Annotated in this window: 19 protein-coding genes, 1 tRNA gene and 2 pseudogenes; 4 read left to right on the top strand and 18 right to left on the bottom strand. The window is 58.9% G+C overall.

Annotation, left to right across the window (positions count from 1 at the left end):
- The 14 genes and pseudogenes from GSF67_RS05965 to GSF67_RS06030 all read right to left on the bottom strand — a co-directional run bounded on the left by GSF67_RS05965 (position 1) and on the right by GSF67_RS06030 (position 13,797).
- Positions 1 to 1,422, bottom strand: a complete 1,422-nt coding sequence (locus GSF67_RS05965) for an ISNCY-like element ISRel10 family transposase (RefSeq protein ID WP_035216922.1) — start codon at positions 1,420 to 1,422, stop codon at positions 1 to 3.
- Positions 1,423 to 1,668: 246 nt separating this feature from the next.
- Positions 1,669 to 2,394, bottom strand: coding sequence for an arsenical resistance protein ArsH (gene arsH, locus GSF67_RS05970; protein WP_006316207.1), 726 nt, complete (start codon positions 2,392 to 2,394; stop codon positions 1,669 to 1,671).
- Positions 2,372 to 2,800 (bottom strand): arsenate reductase (glutaredoxin), encoded by a 429-nt coding sequence (gene arsC / locus GSF67_RS05975; RefSeq protein ID WP_035216747.1) that lies wholly within the window; start codon positions 2,798 to 2,800, stop codon positions 2,372 to 2,374. Before arsC ends, arsH begins: the two co-directional genes overlap by 23 nt.
- Positions 2,797 to 3,856, bottom strand: a pseudogene (gene arsB / locus GSF67_RS05980) (ACR3 family arsenite efflux transporter). The gene arsC and the pseudogene arsB overlap by 4 nt, the downstream one beginning before the upstream one ends.
- Positions 3,856 to 3,981: pseudogene (locus GSF67_RS05985) on the bottom strand (arsenate reductase ArsC); the annotation flags it as partial. The pseudogenes GSF67_RS05985 and arsB, both read right to left, overlap by 1 nt.
- 5 nt (positions 3,982 to 3,986) lie before the next feature.
- Positions 3,987 to 4,340 (bottom strand): helix-turn-helix transcriptional regulator, encoded by a 354-nt coding sequence (locus tag GSF67_RS05990; protein ID WP_006316210.1) that lies wholly within the window; start codon positions 4,338 to 4,340, stop codon positions 3,987 to 3,989.
- Positions 4,341 to 4,474: 134 nt separating this feature from the next.
- Positions 4,475 to 6,256: a chloride channel protein gene (locus GSF67_RS05995; protein WP_371814442.1), complete on the bottom strand. Its 1,782-nt coding sequence runs from the start codon at positions 6,254 to 6,256 to the stop codon at positions 4,475 to 4,477.
- A 100-nt stretch (positions 6,257 to 6,356) separates the two neighbouring features.
- A complete protein-coding gene (locus tag GSF67_RS06000; RefSeq protein ID WP_006316212.1) occupies positions 6,357 to 7,181 on the bottom strand; it encodes an MBL fold metallo-hydrolase in 825 nt (274 codons plus the stop codon).
- Between the two features lie 2 nt (positions 7,182 to 7,183).
- Positions 7,184 to 7,966 (bottom strand): TatD family hydrolase, encoded by a 783-nt coding sequence (locus GSF67_RS06005; protein ID WP_006316213.1) that lies wholly within the window; start codon positions 7,964 to 7,966, stop codon positions 7,184 to 7,186.
- Positions 7,967 to 7,976: 10 nt separating this feature from the next.
- Positions 7,977 to 9,527: a methionine--tRNA ligase gene (gene metG, locus GSF67_RS06010; protein ID WP_006316214.1), complete on the bottom strand. Its 1,551-nt coding sequence runs from the start codon at positions 9,525 to 9,527 to the stop codon at positions 7,977 to 7,979.
- Between the two features lie 111 nt (positions 9,528 to 9,638).
- The gene (locus GSF67_RS06015; RefSeq protein WP_006316215.1) at positions 9,639 to 10,664 is read right to left on the bottom strand and encodes a DNA polymerase III subunit delta'; all 1,026 of its coding nucleotides are present in this window, start codon (positions 10,662 to 10,664) and stop codon (positions 9,639 to 9,641) included.
- Complete coding sequence (gene tmk / locus GSF67_RS06020; protein ID WP_035216759.1) at positions 10,657 to 11,331, bottom strand: dTMP kinase; 675 nt, start codon at positions 11,329 to 11,331, stop codon at positions 10,657 to 10,659. Before tmk ends, GSF67_RS06015 begins: the two co-directional genes overlap by 8 nt.
- 131 nt (positions 11,332 to 11,462) lie before the next feature.
- Complete coding sequence (locus GSF67_RS06025) at positions 11,463 to 12,635, bottom strand: D-alanyl-D-alanine carboxypeptidase family protein (RefSeq protein ID WP_006316226.1); 1,173 nt, start codon at positions 12,633 to 12,635, stop codon at positions 11,463 to 11,465.
- A 73-nt stretch (positions 12,636 to 12,708) separates the two neighbouring features.
- Positions 12,709 to 13,797, bottom strand: a complete 1,089-nt coding sequence (locus tag GSF67_RS06030) for a septal ring lytic transglycosylase RlpA family protein (RefSeq protein WP_006316227.1) — start codon at positions 13,795 to 13,797, stop codon at positions 12,709 to 12,711.
- A gap of 328 nt (positions 13,798 to 14,125) precedes the next feature.
- On the opposite strand from GSF67_RS06030, the gene GSF67_RS06035 reads away from it, so the two are divergent.
- Positions 14,126 to 14,470: a hypothetical protein gene (locus GSF67_RS06035; RefSeq protein ID WP_010971673.1), complete on the top strand. Its 345-nt coding sequence runs from the start codon at positions 14,126 to 14,128 to the stop codon at positions 14,468 to 14,470.
- 134 nt (positions 14,471 to 14,604) lie between these two features.
- Here GSF67_RS06035 and GSF67_RS06040 read toward each other — a convergent pair.
- From GSF67_RS06040 to GSF67_RS06055, 4 genes are all read right to left on the bottom strand, one after another.
- A tRNA-Ser gene (locus GSF67_RS06040) sits at positions 14,605 to 14,694 on the bottom strand.
- 100 nt (positions 14,695 to 14,794) lie between these two features.
- Positions 14,795 to 14,959 (bottom strand): hypothetical protein, encoded by a 165-nt coding sequence (locus GSF67_RS06045; RefSeq protein ID WP_083816056.1) that lies wholly within the window; start codon positions 14,957 to 14,959, stop codon positions 14,795 to 14,797.
- Between the two features lie 329 nt (positions 14,960 to 15,288).
- A complete protein-coding gene (locus tag GSF67_RS06050; RefSeq protein WP_006316230.1) occupies positions 15,289 to 15,516 on the bottom strand; it encodes a hypothetical protein in 228 nt (75 codons plus the stop codon).
- Between the two features lie 15 nt (positions 15,517 to 15,531).
- The gene (locus tag GSF67_RS06055) at positions 15,532 to 15,795 is read right to left on the bottom strand and encodes a hypothetical protein (protein ID WP_006316231.1); all 264 of its coding nucleotides are present in this window, start codon (positions 15,793 to 15,795) and stop codon (positions 15,532 to 15,534) included.
- A 137-nt stretch (positions 15,796 to 15,932) separates the two neighbouring features.
- Between GSF67_RS06055 and GSF67_RS06060 the strand changes: the two genes are divergently transcribed.
- The 3 genes from GSF67_RS06060 to GSF67_RS06070 all read left to right on the top strand — a co-directional run bounded on the left by GSF67_RS06060 (position 15,933) and on the right by GSF67_RS06070 (position 18,634).
- Complete coding sequence (locus tag GSF67_RS06060; protein ID WP_006316232.1) at positions 15,933 to 16,652, top strand: hypothetical protein; 720 nt, start codon at positions 15,933 to 15,935, stop codon at positions 16,650 to 16,652.
- Positions 16,653 to 16,790: 138 nt separating this feature from the next.
- The gene (locus GSF67_RS06065) at positions 16,791 to 18,290 is read left to right on the top strand and encodes a D-alanyl-D-alanine carboxypeptidase family protein (protein ID WP_080808869.1); all 1,500 of its coding nucleotides are present in this window, start codon (positions 16,791 to 16,793) and stop codon (positions 18,288 to 18,290) included.
- A gap of 83 nt (positions 18,291 to 18,373) precedes the next feature.
- On the top strand, positions 18,374 to 18,634 hold the full coding sequence (locus GSF67_RS06070; RefSeq protein ID WP_006316234.1) for a hypothetical protein: 261 nt from the start codon (positions 18,374 to 18,376) through the stop codon (positions 18,632 to 18,634).
- Positions 18,635 to 18,723: the final 89 nt, after the last annotated feature.

The raw sequence follows: 18,723 nt of genomic DNA on the forward strand, positions 1-18,723 counted from the left end.
TTATTCCGCAGTCGGCTGCCTCAATAACGCTTTCTCCCGCCGTGCGATCACCGCCGGATCGTTCATGTAATCCGTTCTCGGCTTGCGTCCACGCTTCTGGTAGCCGTTCCCCGTGCTGCCATCGCGAATGCCGAACATATGGTCCGTCTGCCCAGTTCGCCGTGGTCCGCCCTTGCTGCGCTGCTGCTCCCGCCCAGCCTGCAGCTCGGCGACAACAGACAGCATGTCGTCCAACCGCTTGTTATCGACGACCTCGGCGCGATGCACGGAGCGTAACGTGTCAAAGGTTCTGTAGGGCAGGGCAAAACTCTCGTGCATGATCTCGAGGCGCCCGTCCGGATAGTCGCAAACGACGACCTTCTTACCCGCCAGGGACCTGGAAAGATCTATCGGATCAAGGATGAACAGCACCTTGTCATAGCGCAGCGTCAAAGCCTGCGACAGCGTGCGAACTTCCTTGCGGCACATGGCGCCATCGAGGTTCTCGTGGTCGGCCAACGGCCGGTGCATGTCCTTCGGATTACGCGGCTGTTTGCCAAAACGCGCGTTGAAATCCGCAATGAACTCAGGCGCATAGGCGTTGGCTTCCTCGATCGTGTCGATGCCGCGCAGCCGCATTTCCTTGACCAGCCGATCCTGCAGTGTCTGGTTCGCACGTTCGACGCGGCCTTTGGCCTGCGGGGTATTGGCACAGATGATATCGATGTTCAGCTCATAAAGCGCGCGGCCGAATTGTGTCAGGCCGCTCGTCCGGTCCTTCTCCGACGCATGGGTCGAACGAAAGACACCGTGCTTGTCACTGTAGAAGGCCAGCGGTTTGCCCCATTGCTGCAGATAGGCCTTGGTCGCGTGCAGATAGTCGAAGGTGTTCTCCGAGCCGGCAAACCGTAGATGCAGCAGCTTGCCGGTGGCGTCGTCGATATAGACGAGCAGGGCGCATTTGGGCCCACGGTTCTCGAACCACCAGTGATGCGAGCCATCGATCTGCACCAGTTCGCCAAAGCAATCACGTCGGCCGCGTGGCTGGAAAACCCGCTTCTTGCTTTCCCGACGCGAGACCCAGATGCCGGCCTCGGTCATCCATTGCCGCAGGGTCTCCTTGGCGACCGAGATCCGGTGCAGCTCGATCAGCTTCTCACGCGCCAGCGTCGGACCGAAATCCAGATAGCGTTCGCGGATCAGGTCCAGCGCCGCATTGCGGAACTCCTCGCTATGGCGCCGGTTGCTCGGTCGCGATCGCTTCTTGGAAACAAGCCCGGCCGGACCATCCCGGTCATAAGCCTGCAGCAGCCGATGGACCTGACTTCGACTGAGGTCGAGCCGCTCGGCGGCCTGGACAACGCTCAGGCGTTCGTCACGGATCTTCTGGATGAGTTCGAGGCGATGCAATTCTTTCTGCGACATAGTGATCAAACAGGACATGACGACTCCGACCGCTCATGGTCTCGACCAGGCTGAAGATCGTCATCCTTGCTCCCGACATTGGCATTGACCAGTCGTCGAGAGGCGAGACTATCGCATCTCTAACTGGCCCAACTGTCGCATTACTAAATAGCCCTTACATACAATAATCGCATAAGATAGATTATGGAACTTATTCTTCTCTAAAACCTTAGGATCTGCGCGATTATCGTTCGTTCGAGCACTCCATACGCCGCGACTGACCGCTTAGATCGATTTCAGTGAAACGCGCTTTTCCAGTTCCGCTGCCTGTTCCTTACGTTCACTGTAACGGTCCGTGAGATAAGCGGAGGCGTCACGCGTCAGCAATGTGAATTTCACCAGCTCCTCGCAGACGTCCACGACCCGGTCGTAATAGGACGACGGTCTCATCCGGCCTTCCGCATCGAATTCCTGAAATGCCCGGGCAACCGAGGACTGGTTTGGAATGGTGATCATCCGCATCCACCGGCCGAGAATTCGCATCTGGTTCACGGCGTTGAAGGACTGGCTGCCGCCGGAAACCTCCATGACGGCGAGTGTCTTGCCCTGTGTCGGCCGGACTGATCCGACGGCCAGGGGAATCCAGTCGATTTGCGACTTCATGATGCCGGTCATCGCGCCGTGGCGTTCCGGGCTTACCCAGACCTGGCCTTCCGACCATTGCGAGAGATCACGCAGTTCCTTCACCTTGGCATGGCTGGCAGGTGTTTCATCAGGCAAAGGCAGGCCCTTGGGGTCGAATATCCGAACCTCGCAACCGAGCCGTTCAAGCAACCGACCCGATTCGAATGCAAGCAGGCGGCTATAGGAAACCTCGCGCAGAGACCCGTATAGGATCAGGATGCGCGGCTTGTGGGTCGAAAATGCCGGGCGCAGGGCTTGCTCGTCAATTCCGTGCAGGTGCTGCGCCTGCAGCGCGGGAAATGTGTCACGCAATGCGTTTTCCTTCATTGTCGAGGACCTGCTCGCCATCCTCTTTAAAGAATGGCCCTTTGAACGTTTCGGGCAGAATATCCAGAACAACCTCCGAAGGACGGGCAAGCCGGGTGCCAAGCGGTGTGATGACGAAGGGCCGGTTGATGAGGACCGGTGTTTCCATCATCGCATCGAGCAGCTGATCATCGGTTAGGGCCCGATTATCGAGGCCGCGTTCGGCATAGGGAGTCCCCTTCTCGCGTATCGCTTCGCGTACTGTCAGACCCGCGTCGGCAATTATTTTTGCGAGCCTTTCACGCGTCGGCGGTTCCTGCAGGTACTCCGCCACGGTCGGCTCGATCCCCGCCGCCCGGATCAGCGCCAGCGTATTGCGAGACGTTCCGCACGACGGATTGTGAAAAATCGTGACATCCATACTCATGGCCTTTCGGTGATTGTCGTTCGGGAAACGGGCAGGCGCAGCCTCATACCAGTCCTTCGAGCGGTTCACGATCCAGACGACCGAAAGCATGACCGGGACTTCGATGAGGACGCCGACGACGGTTGCCAGCGCTGCACCCGACTGAAGGCCGAACAGGCTGATCGCGGCTGCGACCGCAAGTTCGAAAAAATTGCTGGCGCCGATCAGGGCCGATGGACCAGCAACGCAGTGCCTTTCACCCGATATCCTGTTGAGAAGATAGGCGAGCCCGGAATTCAGATAGACCTGAATCAGGATCGGTATGGCGAGCAGGCCGATGACGGCCGGCTGGGCGATGATCTGCTCACCCTGAAAGGCGAAAAGAAGAACCAGTGTCGCAAGCAACGCCACCAGCGAGATCGGCTGCAACGTTGAGAGAAAACGATCCAGCGTCGCTGACGTGCCGGCCGCCATAAGCCGGCCCCTGATTATCTGCGCGAGGATGACGGGCACGACAATATAAAGCACCACGGAGAGAATGAGCGTATCCCACGGAACGGTGATGGCCGAAAGGCCGAGCAACAGACCGACGATCGGGGCAAACGCCACGACCATGATCGCATCGTTGAGTGCGACTTGCGACAGCGTGAACAGCGGCTCACCGCGGGTGAGATTGCTCCACACGAAGACCATGGCGGTGCATGGGGCCGCGGCAAGGATGATCAACCCGGCGATGTAGGAATCGATCTGATCCGCCGGAAGATAAGGGCGGAACAGCCAGCCGATGAAAAACCAGCCGAGCATGGCCATCGAGAACGGTTTGACGGCCCAGTTGATGAACAGGGTCACGCCGATGCCACGCCAGAATGCACCGACCTGCGAGAGAGAGCGGAAATCGATTTTCAGCAACATCGGAATGATCATCAGCCAGATCAGAACCGCGACCGGAATATTCACCTTGGCGATCTCGGCCGTGGCGATGAGCTGAAAGAGGCCGGGCATCAGATGGCCGAGCGCGACACCAACGACGATGCACAGAAACACCCAGACGGTCAGATAACGTTCGAAAGCAGACATCAGGCGGGGCTCTCCTGCGGCGCGGTTTTGCCTTCCATGGCGGCGATGCTGCGCAGTCTCGTTTCGAGCGCCATGCGATCGAGGGATTGCAGCGGCAGGCTGACGAAAGCCGTGATCCTGTTCTTGGCGTTCATAACGCCTCCGCCTCCTGGCAGCGGCAGGGCGTGAGTTCGGCAATCAAAGGAGCGCAAAGCTCGGTCGCTCCGCCGCAGCAGTCTTTCAGCAAAAACAGGGTCAGCGCGCGCAGCCCCTCGAGGTCGGCGCGATAGATGATCGACCGGCTTTGCCGTTCGCTTTTGACCAGCCCTGCCCGCGCAAGCGTGGCGAGATGCGCCGACATCGTGTTCTGGGGGACATCAATGAGACGCGCGAGTTCACCGGCCGGAATGCCCCCGGGCTCGTGTTGTACGAGACGCCGGAAGGTCTCCAAGCGGGTCGATTGAGCGAGAGCGCCAAGCGCTGCTATTGCACCAATGTTATCCATATATCCAGAATAATGGATATATTTATCATGTCAACGATTGAGCGTCGCATCTGTGGAGTTTTCGGAGAAATCTGCAGAATAAAAATGAAATAACATATATATATCAATAAATAGATGGAAATTCCTAATGTAATTTAGAGTTCTCCGGACGCCTCCCGGCGCCTCAGATCAAGCTCTTCGCTATAACGCCTCAGCGTATGGCTCTCGGTAAGCAAGCCGACGGGCCGGTTTTCGATCTTGTCGTTGACGACGACCAGTGCTTCGCTTTCCGCCGCATCGAAGGCAGCCGCGGCCTGCCGTGCATTCATGGTCGGCAGCAAGATGTCGTTCTTGTAGTGCAGATAGGTCTCGAGGCTGATTTTGCTGGGGTCGCGGTCCATCGGATCGGCATAGATTTCCGGCACGAGCACCATACCGGCATAACGCCCGTCATCATGAGTCATGATCACCCGCTGCGTCGAGCCGAGCGGGAACTTCTCCTTGAAGGCCGGAAGCCCCATGCTGACATTGGCCTTGCGGATGTCGGCGCGCATCATCTTGCCCACCGTCAGATCGCGGATCCAGCCAATATCATGGGCGCTGCGAATGCTCTCGCCGCGCAGGTGAAAACGCCAGGTGGCGAACGAGTAACCGAAGGTGGTGCGCACCACCAGCGAGGTGGTGATGACGGCGGCCAGCACAAGCGCCGTGATCTGGAAGTCGCCGGTCAATTCCAGCGCCAGAAACGTCATCGTCAACGGCCCACCGATAATAGCGGCGGCAAAGGCACTCATGCCGATCACCGCATAAACGATGGGAGCCGTCGAGCCGTAACCGATATAGGGTGCGCAGAGCGCGAAAATCTTGCCGAGCAGCGAGCCCATGAACAGTGAGGCGAAAAACAGGCCGCCGCGGAAATTCGAGCCGATGGAAATGGCGCTGGCTGCCGCCTTCAGCATAAACAGCCCGGCCAGCCCATAGATGGTCAATTCGGCATCGATGTTGAGATGCAGCGCACCATGGCCGCTCGAGAGAACCTGCGGCGAAATCAGCGCCAGCCCACCCACCGCCACGCCGCCAAGCGTGGGACGCAGCCAGCCGGGAATGGCGCTTTTGCGTGCCGTTTCCTCGATGAAGGATACCACCTGCATCAGCACGATGCCGATGGCGGCACAGACGACACCGAGGAAGATAGCGGGCACATAATCCGCCGGCGTTACACGGCTGGCATCGACAATATCGATCGACAGACCATGCCCGCCGATAAGCCCGATGACGGTGGTCGCCACCAGTGCAGAGACGATGAGCGGCGCCAGCGTCACCACGGTATAGGTGCCGATGATGAGTTCGATGGCGTAGAAGGCTCCGGTGAGAGGCGCGTTGAAGGCCGCGGCGATCGCACCTGCGGCGCCACACCCGACGAGGATGCGCATGTCCCCTCGCCTCAGTTTCAGTTTGATGCCGATCTTTGAAGCGACGCCGCTGGCGATCTGCGTATAACCGGCCTCAAGCCCGACGGACGCGCCGAAACCATTGGAAACGATGTTCTGCACGCAGACGATGATGCTGTCGGTCAGCGACAGGCGACCGCCATGTAGAGCATTCGCCTCGATCGGGTCGATCATAGGTTTCTTGCGGGTCTTCGACAGAATGAAGATGATGAGGCCAAGCAGCATGCCGCCGATTATTGGCCCGAATAGCACGATCCGACCGGACAGGTCGCTGCTGCTCAGCCGCTCCACACCGAAGACCAATATATGCAGCGCCGTGCTCAAGGCCCCGATCAGCGCCACCAACAGGCCCGCCGCAACGCCGATGAGAACGGCGAGCGCGACGAGACCAAGTTCGCCGCGCCGGAACATGGCCCGCAGCCGGCTGGCGCGCAGATTGTCGAAGAAGCTCGCCATACTCGGTGCACGGAAAGGCTTGGTCGACATGCTGTTCCTTTTCAGACGGCGCCAAAGCGCCATGCGCCTTTAATTGGTTGTTTCAAAGCGCGTCATGTCCAAAACCCGAATGCGGTTTTAGGAGACGTGCTCAGGGCGCTTCGATCTCAACCTCGAAACGCATCTGGTCGTAAGCCGGTTCTACATGATCCGGCGTCTCACGCATCACCGTGTCATAATCGAGCGGAATGTGCATGTGGGTCAAGATCGCCCGTTTGGGTGCGAGTGCCTCGATCCAGCCGAGCGCCTGTTCCAGCGAAAGATGGCTGGGGTGATATCGATACTGCAAGGCATCGATGACGAGCACATCGAGGCCGGTAAGCTTGGGCAGGCTTTCCGCCGGAAAATCGCTGACATCGGTGCAATAGGCAACGTCGCCGATGCGAAAACCCAGCGAATGCACGTCGCCATGCTGCTGCATATGCACCTTGAAGGGGATCGGCCCGCCTGCCCCGTCGATGATAACAGGGTCGTTGATATCGGCGATAAGCTGCGGCCTGACGATCGGCGGATAGTTGCTGCCCGCCGGCGTCTCCAGGCAATAGGCAAAACCGTCTCGGATGCGCGCCATGGTGACGGGATCGGCCCAGATCGGAATGCGGCTTTTCTGGAGAGCGAAATAGATGCGCAGATCATCGATGCCGTGCAGATGGTCGGCATGGGCGTGGGTGTAAATCACAGCATCGACGGCTTGCACCTTCGCGGCAATCATCTGCTCGCGGAAATCCGGGCCGGTGTCGATGACGACGGTGGTTTTGCCGCCATCCGGACCGATCTGCTCCACCATGAAGGCCGCGCGCGTGCGCCTGTTCCTGGGGTTTTGAGGGTCGCAGGCACCCCAATCGCCGTTGATGCGCGGCACGCCGGGCGACGACGCGCAACCGAGAACCGTGAAGCGGCGACGGTAGATTGCCACACCTACACCCTTGTCATCTTGGAAAAGCAGCGAAAGGCGTTTTCGGTGGTGATTTCGGCCATATGCTCGAAGGAAACACCATGCACTTCGGCCAGAACCTCCGCCGTATTGACCACATAGGACGGCTCGTTGCGTTTGCCACGCCAGCGCTTCGGCGCAAGATAAGGCGCGTCCGTTTCAACAAGCAGCCTGTCCAGCGGCACAGTGGCGGCGATATCGCGGATATCCTGCGACTTCGGGAAGGTCAGGATGCCGGAAAAAGACACGTAACCGCCAAGCTCGACGCCCGCTTTCGCCAGCTCCGGACCGGCGGAAAAGCAGTGCAGGATGAAGGGAAATGCGCCCTTCCCGCTTTCGGCGCGCAGGATAGCGGCCATATCGTCATCGGCGCTGCGGCTGTGGATGACGAGCGGTAGCTTCGTTCTTCTTGCGGCCTCGATGTGACGAATAAGGCCGGTCTTCTGGTCCTCCGGCTTCTGCGTGTCGTAGAAATAATCCAGACCCGCCTCACCGATCGCCACGATCTTGTCGTGACTCTCCGCCAGCCGCACCAGCTCGTCAGCGGAAATATCCAGTTCCTCGTCAGCATTGTTCGGATGTGTGCCGACCGAGCAGAAGACCGAGGGATATTTGTCCGCGATCTTCAAAAGCTCCGGCAGGCGGCGCACCCGGGTCGAGATCGTCACCATCTGGCTCACACCCGAGGCGTGGGCGCGGGCGATGATATCGTCGCGCTCCGCCTCGAAATCGGGAAAATCCAGATGGCAATGGGTATCGATCAGCATGGTCTCGCCTTCACGCTTCCGGGGCAACGTAACGCGGGAAGACCGGCTTCGGCGCTTCGAGCGGTGTGCCTGGAACCAGACGACCGGCTTCGCCGAGCGCTGTGAAATCTCTGCCGTCGGCCGGCGCCGCAACGAGATCGAGCAGCTTCTCGCAGGACTGAGGCATGAAGGGCTGTAGCAGGATGCCGATCTGGCGCACCACTTCGGCCGTCACGTAAAGCACGGTGCCCATGCGCTCCGGATCGGTCTTCTTCAGCGCCCACGGTTCCTGCGACGCGAAATAGCGGTCGGTTTCAGACACGACGGCGATGATAGCAGCAAGCGCGCGGTGAATGAGCTGCTTGCCCATTTCCTCGCGGCAGACCGCAAGCAGCCCGTCGGCGGAAGCGAGCATCGCTTTGTCGTCATCGTTGAATGCGCCGGGCGTCGGGATCTGCCCGTCGCAATTCTTGACGATCATCGACAGCGAACGGCTGGCCAGATTGCCGATGCCATTGGCGAGATCGGCATTGATGCGGGTGGCGATGCCCTCTTCGTTATAGCTGCCATCCTGGCCGAAAGAGACTTCGCGCATGAAGAAATAACGAACCGGATCGAGGCCGAAATGGGCTACCAGATTGGCCGGGTCGACGACGTTGCCGAGCGACTTCGACATCTTCTCGCCCTTGTTGAGCAGGAAGCCGTGCGCGTAGACCCGCTTGGGCAGCGGCAGCTTGGCGCTCATCAGGAAGGCCGGCCAGTAGACCGCGTGGAAGCGGATGATGTCCTTGCCGATGATGTGCACGTCGGCAGGCCAATATTTGGCGCGCGGGCCGTTCCTGTCCTCGATGTAGCCGGTCGCGGTAATGTAGTTGGTCAGCGCATCGACCCAGACATACATGACGTGCTTCGGATCGTCGGGAACCTTGATGCCCCAGTCAAAGGTAGTGCGGGAAATCGACAGGTCCTTCAGGCCGGATTTGACGAAGGAGATGATCTCGTTGCGACGCTCGGCCGGACCGATGAAGTCTGGGTTCTCCTCGTAGAGCTTCAGGAGTTTTTCCTGATATTCGGAGAGCTTGAAAAAGTAGCTTTCCTCTTCCACCCATTCGACCGGCGTGCCCTGCGGCCCGTAACGGACACCGTCGGCACGCACTTCCGTCTCGTCCTCGGCGTAATAGGCCTCGTCGCGCACGGAATACCAGCCGGCATAGCTGTCCTTGTAGATGTCACCGCTATCGGCCATCAGGTTCCAGATATTGCGCGAGGTCTCGTGGTGACGCTCTTCCGTGGTGCGGATGAAATCGTCGTTCGAGGCGTTGAGCAGCTTGCCCATTTCACGGAACTGGTCGGAATTGCGCTGCGCCAGCTCTTCCGGCGAAATGCCTTCCGCCCTTGCCGTCTGCTGCATCTTCTGGCCGTGTTCGTCCGTGCCGGTCAGGAAGAAAACATCCATTCCGTCCAGGCGCTGAAAACGTGCCATGGCGTCCGTCGCAATCAACTCATAGGCATGGCCGATATGCGGCTTGCCGTTGGGGTAGGAGATCGCGGTGGTGATGTAGAACGGTGTCTTGTCTGTCATGACGGTCTATCGACTTTACAGGCTGTTTTTTGGATAGACCGCTCTTAAACCATTGTTCGCAGCAGCGAAACAACAACTTCCCCATTTTGGGCATGATTCATATCCCGGCGCCTAAACCGAACGGATATCTTCCAGAATGGAAAGCACCATCTGCTTCTTGTCGAGATTATAGGCCTGCGCCACGGTGATGCGTTCCGAAAGCGTCGAGGAAAGCCGCGCATGTTTTTCCGCCGCCGCGATATCGCCCGCCATTGCCGCCGTCCGGGCCCGCTCCATCAATTCTTCAGTCACATGTTCCATGAAGAATCCGAGAACAATGTCGCCGTCCTTCTGCGCCAGAACCTCGGCAAGCTTGTGCATGCGCTTGCGTGCCCCCGGCCCTTCGGCGGACATCACCTCGGCAAAGGCCTCAACAATGTCGGAACCGCCGTAATTCATCAGCTTGAGCGCCTGCGCCACGCTGCCCTTTGAGGCAGCAAGCAGCGCGTCGCGTTTTTCGCCTTCGGGGCTGATGCCGAGTTGATTGAGCGCCTGCACCATGGCCGCATCGGAAAGCGGCAGGAGCCGGAGCGGCATGCAGCGCGAGCGGATGGTCGGCAGCAATTTTCCCGGCGCATGCGACAGGACGAGGAACATCGCCCGTTTCGGCGGCTCCTCCAGAATTTTCAGGATGGCGTTCGCGGCATTGCGGTTGAGATCGTCGGCCGGGTCGATGATGACGATGCGCCAGTTGCCCGTGCCCGAGGTCTGGGAAAAGAAGTGCCCTGCCCGCCGCACCTCGTCCACGGTGATCGCAGATTTGACGCGGCCTGTCTTCTCATCCACCGGACGGGTGAGATGCAGGAGATTATGCGAGGCACCGGCGGTGATCTGCCGGCTGACGAGCGATTGCGGATCGGGGTCAGCAATGAAATCCGGTGCGGATGCGGGATCGGGATGGGTCAGCACATGGTTGGCGAAACGGAAGGCGAGCGTCGCCTTGCCGATACCCTCCGGTCCTTCGATCAGAATGGCGTGATGGCCTTTGCCCGAGCGATAGGATTGCGCAAGGAACGCCTCCGCCTCTTCATGCCCGAAAAGCCTCGTGTTCTGCTGCGGCGCAATCGCGCCGTCGAGAACGCCCTGAACCTCACTCATGCGCCGCGTCCGCAGCGTTTCCCGCACGCTCGAGCAATGGCTCGACGAATGACATGACGTCTTCCGTTACCTTGTCTTCCGGCTGGTCAGCATTGACGATACGGCAGCGACGCGGTTCGGCCAGCGCAATATCCAGATAGGCCTCGCGCCGCTTCTCGTGGGTCTCGATCTCCTCTTTTTCGAAGCGGTCGGGGGTCGCTCCCTCATCTGCACGTTTTCTGGCGCGGGCCAGGCCCTTTTCGGCAGCGATATCGAAGATCAGCGTCAACTCGGGCACAACGCCATCAATGGCTATCCGTTGCAGCGTCTCAATGAAATCAGGCTCCAGATTGCCGGTCGTGCCCTGATAGACACGCGAGGAGTCAAGGAAACGGTCGCAGAGCACGATCTCGCCGCGCGCAAGCGCCGGGCGAATGACCTCCTCGACATGGTCGTTACGCGCCGCCGCAAACAGGATCGCCTCCATGCGCACGCCGAACGATTCGGCCGCACCCGACAGAATAACGTGTCGGACCGCCTCGGCGCCCGGCGAACCACCCGGCTCACGCGTGACGACCACCTCGAAACCACGGCCGCGAAGCGCCTCGGCAAGCGTGCGAATCTGCGTCGACTTGCCAGCGCCTTCGCCGCCCTCGAAGCTGATGAACAATCCGGTCTTTTCGGCCAATGTCTCGTCCTGCACGGGTTTCCTGAAATTCGAAATGCCTGTTTACAGCATCGAAGCGAAATGTGTGAAGCGCTTTTGAGAAAAACCAGTGCCTGAACAAAAGCATAGGAATAAGGCAGCGAAAATGGCCGTCACAGCCAGAAGAGCAGCAATTCCTTCAGCGCGCCCGTCGCATTCTGTGTGAGCGAACCTTTGCCCACCGCCGTCTTCGTATAAAGCGGCACTTCACGCAGCAGCCGTTCGCCCGAAAATATCTTGAGTGTTCCAGCGTTCGCGCCGACATCCAGCGGCGCATTCAGCGGCCAGCGATAGACGATGCGGCCGGAAATGCGATCCGGATTATTGACCGGCACCAGCACGCTGACATCTTCCTTCGGTGAAAGATCGATATGCGAGACATCGCCGCCATAAACGCTGACGGCGCCGACGGCTTCATCCTTACTGAAAAGATGGCGTTTTTCGAAGGCCGTCAGGCCCCAGTCCACCACCCGGCGGGCTTCTTCCTGTCGCGTCTTGTCATCGGTAATGCCTGCAAGTGCCAGATAGACGCGGCGCCCTTCCCGTTCGGCTGAAACGACAGCTGCAAAACCGCTGCCCTCCGCAAAACCGAGCCCGAGACCATCTATGCCGCTGCCCGGCATCAGCAGCGTGTTCTTGTTGCGCTGGAAAATCCGGTTCCACTCGAAATCGGGCTTTGTGAAAAGCGCGTATCGATCGGGATAGGTGTCGTGCAGATGCTGGGCTAGACGCACCATATCCCTGGCGGTCGTCTGGTTGCCGGGATCGGGAAGTCCCGTGGAATTGGAAAATATGCTGCGATTCATGCCAAGTTCGCCCGCCCGCGCTGTCATGCGCTTGGCGAAAGCGGCATCCGAACCGGCCATGCCTTCAGCCACGATGATGCAGCCGTCATTGGCATTCTGCACGATGATGCCGGTCAGCAGCTCGTTGATGCCGACTGAGGATTTCAGGGCCGCAAACATCGTGGAGGTGCGCGAGGGAGCGCCGCCCGTGCGCCAGGCATATTCCGAGACCGGATAGGCCGTTTCCGGCGTCACCTGTCCTTTGGAGAGCGTATCGAGCACCACTTCCACCGTCATCAGCTTGGCAAGCGATGCCGGCGGAAAGGACTGATCTTCGTTTTGCGAAAGAAGCACCGTGCCGGTTTCGGCATCGATCATATAGGCCTGTTCAGCCTTGGCGATGAAAGGGCCTGTCTGCGCTTGCGCCGCGCCCGCACTGAAAAATGCAAAGGCCGCCACAACGATGGCCGACCGGTAAGAGCGATGTATGGCCTTGCGCATGAAACCGCCCAGTCCTGCGTGCTGCAACCGGCTGCACGCCATGAAAGCGAAAGGCAGCCTTACTCTCAATTCGTCAGCGAGACTTCGCCTGCTGACGCTTCACATGGGCGAGTATCGATTGCTCGTTGAGCGCACCACGGTCGACGAGCACGCTATCGAAGGCGCGCACGGACTTGGAAACCGTAGCTGATTCTTCGGAATAGGCCGCCGAATATTTGGAGGACGGCGTCGGCACGCGCAGATAATTTCCGCCGGGCGCTGCCGGCTCACGCATGAAATTGCCCTCCGGCCGCTCGGCCAGGAATGGGCCGATTTCCGGCAGGATAACAAACTGTTCGAAAGCCGGCTGGACGCCATTCACCAGCGGCATGGCTTGAAGTGCGGCATTCTTCTTGGAGCCGACCAGCGCCGTCTGCGTGGAGCCGCCATAATTCGGGTTGGACGCCGGCGCCGGCACGAAATTCGGAGAGGCCGAAGCCACCATCACGCCCGTTGCAATCTGCCCTTCCGGCGCCACGCCCGGCGAGCGCGAACCCTTCGGAATATAGGAGGCCATCAGATAGGGCATGTCGTGACCGTCAAGCGGGGCACGGCCGGCATATTGCACACGCACATTCGCCGTACCTGTCGCCTTCATATCGAGAAGATCGGCGGTCTTGCTGGAAACATCGATCAGGCGACCTTCATGAAAAGGTCCGCGATCGTTGACGCGTACCAGCACCGAAGAGCCATTTTCCATGTTGGTGATGCGCGCATAGCTCGGCAGGGGAAATGTCGGATGTGCGGCGGAAAGATGTTCTTTATCGTAAACTTCGCCATTCGCCGTCAGGCGGCCGTGGAAGGCGGAACCGTACCAGGAGGCGAGACCGGTCTTGTTGTAACCCGGCTCTTCTTTCGGAAAATAACGACGGCCCTTGACCGTATAGGCATTGCCGACCAACTCTCGCCCGCCACCCTTGGGAATGCTCTTCCCATCGGCCACACGCGGGCTGGCTTTGACGCCATATTCCGATTCCGAGAAATATTCCTTGCTGCGCTTGGGCTTAGGCTTTGTCTCAGAGGTTGTGGAACACGAAGCTGTCGCGGCGCAAAGCACGGAAATTGCAAGCCACTTCACACCCGATCTGGTGCTGATGCCGAGTTTCTTGACCGTAGATTTCAAATCGTCTGCCCCACGCTTATTGGCCCATGCTTCTGGCTTGGAGAACCGCACCCTCACTTGCCTCGATGATTTGCCCCTGCCATCGAAGCACCTAACAGTCGCTTAATCTTGTGCATAACGTGGCGAAAATGCGAACGACTTCTGCAAATTCGATAAAATTGTAACGAACGTGGTTAATGATTTCTATCCTTCCAGCCCGCTCCTGGGGTGCGATCTAACCGCCCCCGCCGTCTCTTCCCAGCCTATACGCAAGGAACAAATGGATGACGACGGCGTTTTCCCCCCGCAAACAAACGAGCTTCCGCCGGTTTCGGCTGAGGGAGGAAACATGATCAAGTTTATGAAAACCACAGGCCTGGCAATCGGCCTCGCCTTCGCATCCTTCGCCGCAACGGTACCCGCAGGGGCGCAGGACATGGAGCTCAGAATTGGGCCCGATGGCGTTCGCCCTGTCATCCGCGATCGTGATCGGGACCGAGACATGGACCGTCGTGGCTCTCCTCGTATGCGTGGCTGTAGCGAACGCGAAGCGCGCGCTGCCGCCCGCGAGGCCGGACTACGCGATCCCGAAGTCGTGCGCGTCACTCCCGGTCGTGTCGTGGTCGAAGGGTTCACGCGCCGAGGCCAGGATCGCATCACATTCGCAAACGAACGGGGCTGCCCGGAAATCTGATGGGATAAACCACCGCATGGAACCCGCCGGAGGGCGGGTTTCTCGTCGTGCCGATTTTTGGCCATCCCAAATCTTGACGACACGTCGGGATCATTTCCCCGCGTCATCGCGTCGGCATAATCGTTTTGGCGGAATGGCAGATGGGGTGGGATTCGAACCCACGGTACGCTCTCACGCACGCCGGTTTTCAAGACCGGTTCCTTAAACCACTCGGACACCCATCCTTCGGTGGTGAGGCTTTATAGCGTTTTCAAAATGGCCGTCAATCCCGCTACTTCAAGCGGAAGCCTCCCTGCACTTTCCCTGTGAGGACACCCTTGCGGATCATTGTCCGGGCGCGGTTCCAGACGGCAGCAGCGAGCCTTCCCCGGAAGGAACATTCGGAACCTGCTGCGCTGAATCAAACAGTGTCAGGCTGAGAACGATTGCAACAAGCACCAGCAAAAGCGCCACGAAGAGGATTCCCGATTTATCCATACGTTTGCTCATGTCACGTTATGTTAAAGGCGAATATGTGCAATTCGAGGCAATGCAAAGAATAAAGCAAAAGTCTGTCAAGTTGTCTTACAGATTTGCATAACTCATCGTTCAAAAATCTGCATATTGAGCGAAATTTATGCATAGGCGTACTGTTTGAGACGGAAATGACCTATCGCGTCAGCACTATTGTCACTTATATCAAGCCATCGCTCCCGGGCATTGCCCAACTTTCCCCGAGCGATCAACCTGCCCCGCCCGTTTGCGGGGCTTTTTTCTTTTATGGTCACGCAAGAGGAAAAGCAGCCAAAAGGCCAGCGCCGCGCTATAACGTCTTTGCCTCAAACGCCGATGCCTGGTCCGCCATTGCCGTGCCGGCCGTCGCCCCTGAGAATATCCTCGAACAGGTTGAGCAGCGCCGGCGGCAGGGTGTCGGAGAATTCCGCAATGATCTCGCTGGCGCGATTATAGGAATAGATGGCCGAGAGAGTCAGAACCAGAAGCACGATCCAGGGCCAGATCGGCTTGCGCCTTTGCGGGTCACCGCTCTGCTGTTGGGGTAAAGTCATACTACCACCTTCCGTTCAGGCCTTCACGCGCGGTTCGCCTCCAGGCGCATAGGCGGTTTTCTGCTGGAAGCGGAATATATTGCCACATTGGGCGCAGCGGATCATGAAATCCGTCGGATCGCCCGAAGCGCGTTCCGTGCGAAATCCCCTCGGCATGTCATCGATGCGAAAATCCAAATCCCGTCGGCTCTTGTCATCCGATTCCGACGCCTCGGCAAAACCCTGATGACCACATTTGGAACATTCGAGCTTTCGGGAATATCTGTCGCGCGCTGCCATCTGCCGTCCTTTGTTTGGTTGGTATCAGGTAGCAGCGGCAAAACGTCATTTCAATGCCGGCCGCCTCGGGTTAAAGCTTTGTACGGCTATTTTCCGTCTGGAAAATCATCCGGCGGCCGGAACGAATATGGAAGTCCATGCACGACCAAAGACCCCTGCTTTCATCGTCTCTCGTGCGCTGCGCAGCCCTCATTGCCGGAATTCTTCTCATCATCCTCGCCGCCCTCAATGTCGGCATCAAATGGTATGGCGAGCGGATTCTCAAAGCGGGACATGTGACCGATACCGATGAGGTGGCGATCACCATCGGCGATGATCGGCTGAGGCTCGCCAAAAACACGCTGCGAACCCCTTTAGAGAGACAGGGCGGCGAAAGCGAACGGGTTGACCTCTATCTCACATGGCCCGACCTCAAAGGATATGAGGATGCGAATCGCGCGATCTTCGACGATCCTGCTCAGGCGGCGGGGCTGATCTTCGTCCAGCTGTCGCAAAGCACCATGTCCGAAGATATGTCGGGCCGTTTTGGGCCGATCTATTCACGGCTGACCGAAGGCGAACCCGTGCCGCTGAAACACGGCCTCCTGCTGCATCGCCTGCGCGCCGATTCCGGCTATGGCAAGGAAGTCATCCTGACCGGCGAACGTGAAAACGACGATACCTTTGTGGCGCGCTGCCTCCTGCCGCAGCCACCGCAGGAAGCAACGGGCAGCGACTGTCAGAGGGATATCCATATTGGCCAGGACCTCAGCCTGTTTTACCGTTTCTCGGCCAATCTGCTGCCGCAATGGCAAAAGCTTGATGCGGATGTGAAAACCTATATCGCGCAACGCCTCGTAAAAGACGGAAAGCCGTGACACGGCACGGCACAGATTGGGTGCGAAAAGTCGCATTTTATGGAAGGCGGATACCTTTCATAAACCACTTGGTAACGCCATCCCGATAAAGTTTCTTCCCGGAGCATCGGGCGGGGCGTGTCCGAGCGGAACAGAAATATGCGATTGAAGAGTTCAGCAGTGTTGAAAAGTCTATCTGGAGCACATTCGCGCAAAGCGGGTGCAACGTCTTTCGTGAGGTTTGTTGCGTTGACCCTTGCTGCGGCGTTCATAGCCGCAACATCCGTTCAGACCGCAAAGGCCGACCCGAAATATGCGGGTATCGTCATCGACGCAAAGTCTGGCAAGGTCCTGTATGGTGAGGATCCTGACGGTCTGCGTTATCCGGCATCGTTGACGAAGATGATGACGCTTTATCTGACATTCGAGGCGCTCAACAGCGGACGTATTTCGCTTGATTCCAGGGTGACTGTTTCGGCCAATGCCGCCAAGGAGCCGCCGTCGAAGCTCGGCGTGCGCGCCGGCGGCAGCGTTACCGTGGAACAGGCTATCCTTGCCCTCGTTACCCGGTCCGCAAACGATATGGCGACCGCGCTCGGCGAACATCTCGGCGGCTCGGAAGACCGTTTTGCCAGAATGATGACGGCAAAGGCCCGTGCACTTGGCATGACCCGCACGACCTATCGCAATGCCAACGGCCTGCCCAACACGGCGCAGATGACGACGGCACGCGACCAGGCCCGTCTCGGCATCGCGCTTCGCCAGCATTTCCCGCAATATTACGGTTATTTCAGCACCCGAACCTTCAATTTCGGCAAGCAGGTGATTGGCAATCACAATCGCCTCGTCGGAACGGTTAAGGGCGTGGATGGCATCAAGACCGGTTACACCCGCGCAGCCGGCAGCAATCTGGCGACATCAGCGCAGCTCGATGGCCGCTCTATCGTCGCCGTCGTTCTCGGCGGACGCTCTAGCGCCGCCCGTGATGCCACCATGCGCAAGCTCGTCGCAACCTATCTGCCGCAGGCATCGCGCGGTGGCAACAGCAACCTGATCGCACAGACGCGTTCTGCCCCGGTCGAAGAACCCGTTACCGTGGCGGCAGCCGTGCCTTCTCCTTCCGTGGCAGTCGCCGCAACCGATTCCGGCCTGCCCAACGCCGGTCCCGTTCCGCAGACCCGTTACGAAGAAGCACCCGTCACAGCCTTTGCAGGCTCTTCTTCCAATGCCGCAGTCAAGGCCATGGAAGCGGCCACCTGGCAGAAGGGCAAGGATCCGATCGTTCGCGCACCGGTCGCTCCCGATCGTAAGCTGATCACCAACTCGACCAAGGTGGACAATATCGTCACGGCATCGACGGCAGCATCCGCATCCGCCGCACCTTCCGTCTCCCCCAGGGCAGAGGCGCCGCAGGGTGGCTGGGTCATCCAGATCGGCGCATCGCCGGACGAAAACTCCGCCCGTGGCCTGCTACAGAACGCACAGGAAAAAGGCGGCGCGGCACTGCGCTCCGCAAAACCCTTCACGGTCGCCTTCAGCAAGGACGGCTCCCAGATCTACCGCGCCCGTTTCGGCGGCTTTGACGGCCAGAACGCTGCGGTAAATGCATGTAACGTATTGAAAAAGAAAGGCGTGAGTTGCTGGGCGTCACTCCAGTAACTAATGTTTCCGCAGGCGGTGCTTCATGGTCGAAACATCGCCTGTCTCCTCGAATTGTGTAATGAGTAGCGAGGCTTTCCAAGATGGCAGTCAACGAGAATTATTCGGACATTGCGTCTGGCAACGGGCATGGCAGCCAGTCGGTTCTGCATCCCATTCACGAGGCGGCAATGCGTATCGCCGATCTCGGTCTCAACCGTTCCAAGGCAAAGACGCGTGATCTCGTCAGCCTGCTTCTGTCGCACGGTGCCCGCGCCTGGCGCGCCAACCAGCCAGAAGCCCGAATCCACCTTCATGTCGCCCACCGCTCGGGCCGCGCACCAATCCATATCCGAATCCGGTAACGAACCGGACGCAGCAAGCAAGACCCAAAGAAAAACCCCGCGGCGCTCAAGCACCGCGGGGTTTTCTGTTATTTGACAAGGCAGAAACG

Origin of the sequence: Agrobacterium sp. CGMCC 11546, from assembly GCF_013365515.1 — a bacterium.
Lineage (GTDB): Bacteria > Pseudomonadota > Alphaproteobacteria > Rhizobiales > Rhizobiaceae > Agrobacterium > Agrobacterium fabrum.

Excerpts from the sequence above, each read along its gene's own strand:
- GSF67_RS06065 (WP_080808869.1), top strand. The coding sequence starts at position 16,791 with ATGCGATTGAAGAGTTCAGCAGTGTTGAAAAGTCTATCTGGAGCACAT.
- GSF67_RS06055 (WP_006316231.1), bottom strand. The coding sequence starts at position 15,795 with ATGGCAGCGCGCGACAGATATTCCCGAAAGCTCGAATGTTCCAAATGT.
- GSF67_RS06045 (WP_083816056.1), bottom strand. The coding sequence starts at position 14,959 with ATGAGCAAACGTATGGATAAATCGGGAATCCTCTTCGTGGCGCTTTTG.
- GSF67_RS06005 (WP_006316213.1), bottom strand. The coding sequence starts at position 7,966 with ATGCTGATCGATACCCATTGCCATCTGGATTTTCCCGATTTCGAGGCG.
- GSF67_RS06025 (WP_006316226.1), bottom strand. The coding sequence starts at position 12,635 with ATGCGCAAGGCCATACATCGCTCTTACCGGTCGGCCATCGTTGTGGCG.
- arsC (WP_035216747.1), bottom strand. The coding sequence starts at position 2,800 with ATGAGTATGGATGTCACGATTTTTCACAATCCGTCGTGCGGAACGTCT.
- GSF67_RS06070 (WP_006316234.1), top strand. The coding sequence starts at position 18,374 with ATGGCAGTCAACGAGAATTATTCGGACATTGCGTCTGGCAACGGGCAT.
- GSF67_RS05995 (WP_371814442.1), bottom strand. The coding sequence starts at position 6,256 with ATGTCGACCAAGCCTTTCCGTGCACCGAGTATGGCGAGCTTCTTCGAC.
- arsH (WP_006316207.1), bottom strand. The coding sequence starts at position 2,394 with ATGAAGGAAAACGCATTGCGTGACACATTTCCCGCGCTGCAGGCGCAG.
- GSF67_RS06060 (WP_006316232.1), top strand. The coding sequence starts at position 15,933 with ATGCACGACCAAAGACCCCTGCTTTCATCGTCTCTCGTGCGCTGCGCA.
- GSF67_RS05990 (WP_006316210.1), bottom strand. The coding sequence starts at position 4,340 with ATGGATAACATTGGTGCAATAGCAGCGCTTGGCGCTCTCGCTCAATCG.
- GSF67_RS06035 (WP_010971673.1), top strand. The coding sequence starts at position 14,126 with ATGATCAAGTTTATGAAAACCACAGGCCTGGCAATCGGCCTCGCCTTC.
- metG (WP_006316214.1), bottom strand. The coding sequence starts at position 9,527 with ATGACAGACAAGACACCGTTCTACATCACCACCGCGATCTCCTACCCC.
- GSF67_RS06015 (WP_006316215.1), bottom strand. The coding sequence starts at position 10,664 with ATGAGTGAGGTTCAGGGCGTTCTCGACGGCGCGATTGCGCCGCAGCAG.
- GSF67_RS05965 (WP_035216922.1), bottom strand. The coding sequence starts at position 1,422 with ATGTCCTGTTTGATCACTATGTCGCAGAAAGAATTGCATCGCCTCGAA.
- GSF67_RS06050 (WP_006316230.1), bottom strand. The coding sequence starts at position 15,516 with ATGACTTTACCCCAACAGCAGAGCGGTGACCCGCAAAGGCGCAAGCCG.